This window comes from Plantactinospora solaniradicis (genome assembly GCF_042658085.1).
Lineage (GTDB): Bacteria > Actinomycetota > Actinomycetes > Mycobacteriales > Micromonosporaceae > Plantactinospora > Plantactinospora solaniradicis.
In genome coordinates this window covers 1-3,558 of sequence record NZ_JBHSPR010000074.1, presented here as the reverse complement: position 1 = coordinate 3,558, position 3,558 = coordinate 1, and the positions used below count along the sequence as shown (strand labels likewise).

Genomic DNA, 3,558 nt, shown 5'->3' with positions numbered 1-3,558 from the left:
GCGACCCAGGTCATCTCCCGGATCCGGGCCGCGTTCGACGTCGAGTTGCCGGTCGCGGCGTTGTTCGACGCGCCGAGCATCGCCGGGTTGGCCGCCGCCGTGGACGCCACCGCACCGGGAGCGGTCGCGCCGCCGATCGTGCCGGTGGACCGGAGCTTGCCATTGCCGCTGTCGTTCGCGCAGCAGCGGTTGTGGTTCCTCACCCAGCTGGAGCCGGACTCGATCGAGTACAACACCCCGGTGGAGATCCGCCTGACCGGTGCGCTCGACGTGGACGCGCTGCGGGTGGCGTTGAGCGCGCTGGTGGCCCGTCACGAGGTGCTGCGGACCCGGCTCGTCGCCGGCGCTGACGGGACGCCGTACCAGGTGATCGATCCGCCGGTGCCGTTTACGCTGCCGGTCGTGGACCTGTCCGCGGAGGCGGACCGAGCCGTGGCGGTGCGGGCCTGGCTGGAAGCGGATCGGCAGATCCCGTTCGACCTGGCGGCCGGGCCGTTGTTCCGAGCTACCCTGATCCGGATCGGTCCGGACGAGCACGTGCTGGCGATCGCCAAGCACCACGTCGTCAGCGACGAGTGGTCCGCCGGGATTCTGCGCCGCGAGCTGGACACGCTGTATGCCGCTGCCCGCGACGGGGTCGACCCGCAGGGGTTGCCGGAGCTGTTGGTGCAGTACGCCGACTTCGCGGTGTGGCAGCGGCAGTGGCTGACCGGTGAGGTACTCGAGGGGCAGCTGGGTTACTGGCGGGACCTCCTCGCGGACGCGCCGGTGCTGGAGCTGCCAACGGACCGGCCACGCCCGGCGCAGCGGTCCAGCGACGGCGAGGCATTGGACTTCGTGATCCCGGCCGTGCTCGTCGACGGTCTACGGGCGGTGTCCCGTTCGGCCGGGGTGTCGATGTTCATGACCCTGTTCGGCGCGTTCAACGTCCTGCTGGGCCGGTACTCCGGTCAGGACGACATCGTGATGGGTACGCCGATCGCGAACCGGAACCGGGCCGAGGTCGAGGGGCTGATCGGGTTCTTCGTCAACACCCTGGTACTGCGCACGGATCTGTCGGGTGACCCGACGTTCACCGAACTGCTGGATCGGGTCCGGACGGGGATCCTGGAGGCGTTCGCGCATCAGGATGTGCCGTTCGAGCAGTTGGTCGACGAGCTGGGCGTGGTCCGGGACCGGTCCCGCAGCCCACTGTTCCAGGTCTTGTTCAACTACGTCATGGAGGATGTAGAGGAAGACGGGGAGGAAAACAACACCGCTGACGAGACTCAGCATGATGACACCATCGGGCACATGGTCGGCGGGGTCGACCTGCGGTTCATCGTCGGTGAGCGGGCCGGCGGATTGGTCGCCACGGTGGAATACAGCACGGCGCTGTTCGACCGGGACCGGATGGTCCGGTTGGTGGGTCACTTCGTGGCGTTGGTGTCGGCGATCGTGGCCGACCGTGACCGTCGGTTGTCCGGACTGTCGGTGCTGACCGAGTCGGAGCGCGGGGTGTTGCGGTCGTGGGCTGCCGGTGGGGTGTCGGTTTCCGATGCGGATCTGGTGCCGGGGTTGATCGCTGGTTGGGTGGGGGCCGCGCCGGAGGCGGAGGCGGTGCGGTTCGGCGTCGAGGGTCTGTCCTACGCGCGGGTGTGGGAGCGGGCGAACCGGCTCGCGCACTACCTGCGCGGGGTCGGCGTCGGGCCGGAGGTTGTGGTGGGGGTGTGTCTGCCCCGGGGCCTGGACTTCGTGACGACCGTCCTGGCGGTGTGGCAGGCCGGCGGTGCCTACCTGCCACTGGATCCCGGCTACCCGATGGAGCGGCTGGCGGTGATGCTGGCCGACGGTGGGGTGTCGGTGCTGGTCGGCATGGAGGAGACGGTCGGTGATCTGCCGGTCGGACGGGTCCGCACGGTCGTGCTCGACGACCCGGCGGCGCAGGCGTTGGTCGGGGTGCAGCCGGCTACCGCACCGCAGATCGTGCTGCATCCTGACCAGACGGCGTATGTGTTGTTCACGTCGGGTTCGACGGGCCGGCCGAAGGGTGTGCAGGTGACGCACCGCGGGTTGGCGAGCCTGGTGGCCGGGCAGCGGGAGTTGTTCGGGATTGGTGCGGGGACCGGAGTGTTGCAGTTCGCGTCGTTCGGCTTCGACGCGTCGGTGTGGGACATGTGCCTGGCTCTGGCCGCTGGTGGGCGGCTGGTGATTGCCGACGAGGCGGACCGTGGTGATCCGGCGGCGTTGGCGGCATTGGTGCGGGCCGGTGGGGTGGAGGTGGCGACGTTGCCGCCGTCGCTGCTGGGTTTGTTGTCGCCGGAAGATGTGGCCGGGTTGTCGACGCTGGTGAGTGCGGGTGAGCGGCTGGATGGTGGGCTGGCGCGGGTATGGGCGGCGTCGTGTCGGCTGGTCAACGCGTACGGGCCGACGGAGGTGGCGGTCTGTGCCTCGGCGGGGACGGTGGAGGTCGGGGCGCGGTGGCCGTCGATCGGGGCGCCGTTCGGTGCGAGCCGGCTGTATGTGCTGGATCGGGCGTTGCATGAGGTGCCGGTGGGGGTGGCTGGTGAGTTGTTCGTCGGCGGACCGGGGTTGGCGCGGGGGTACGCGGGTCGGGCGGACCTGACCGCGGAGCGGTTCGTCGCCGACCCGTTCAACGGTGACGGGTCGCGACTGTATCGGTCGGGGGACGTGGTGCGGTGGCTGCCCGATGGCCGGTTGGAATTCGTCGGTCGGGCCGATGACCAGGTGAAGGTGCGTGGGTTCCGGGTCGAGCCGGGTGAGGTCGAGCAGGTGCTCCGCGAGCATTCCGGGATCGGTGATGTGGTGGTGGTCGCCGACGGGACCGACGCCGACCGGCGGTTGATCGCGTATGTGGTGCCGGCGGATCCGGCAGAGGGTATGCCGGCGTTGGATGTGCTGCGCGGGCTTGCCCGGGCCGCGCTGCCGGAGTACATGATCCCGGCGGCGTTCGTGGAACTGACCGCGCTGCCGTTGAACCGCAGCGGCAAGGTCGACCGAGCCGCGCTACCGGCGCCGGACGGTGTACGGCCGACGCTGGCCGGAGGGTACGTCGCACCGTCCGGGCCGACGCAGGAACTCCTGGCCGGGATCTGGGCCGAGCTGTTGGGCGTGGACCAGATCGGCGTGCACGACAACTTCTTCACCCTGGGCGGGCATTCCCTGCTGGCCACGCAGGTGGTGTCGCGGATCCGGGCCGTGTTCGCCGTGGAGGTGCCGGTCGCGGCGTTGTTCGACGGTCCGACGATCGCGGGTCTCGCCGAGGTGATCGACGCCGCGTCGCCGGGTGTGGTGGCGGCGCCGATGGTACGGGTGGACCGCGACGGGTTGTTGCCGTTGTCGTTCGCGCAGCAGCGGATGTGGTTCCTGGCCCAGCTGGAGCCGGGCTCGGTGGAGTACAACATGCCGATGCCGATTGGCTTCGGTGGCGACCTCGACGTGGCGGCGTTGGCCGTGGCGTTGGGTGGGTTGGTGGCCCGGCATGAGGTGCTACGGACTCGGCTGGTCGCCGATGCTGACGGGGTGCCGTGGCAGGTGGTCGACCCGCCGGCGTCGTTC

1 protein-coding gene is annotated in these 3,558 nt (G+C 70.1%); it reads left to right on the top strand.

Going from position 1 to position 3,558, the window contains the following annotated elements:
• Window positions 1-3,558 (top strand): amino acid adenylation domain-containing protein (locus ACFP2T_RS43060; protein WP_377432801.1); only part of this gene is annotated, 3,558 nt, incomplete at both ends.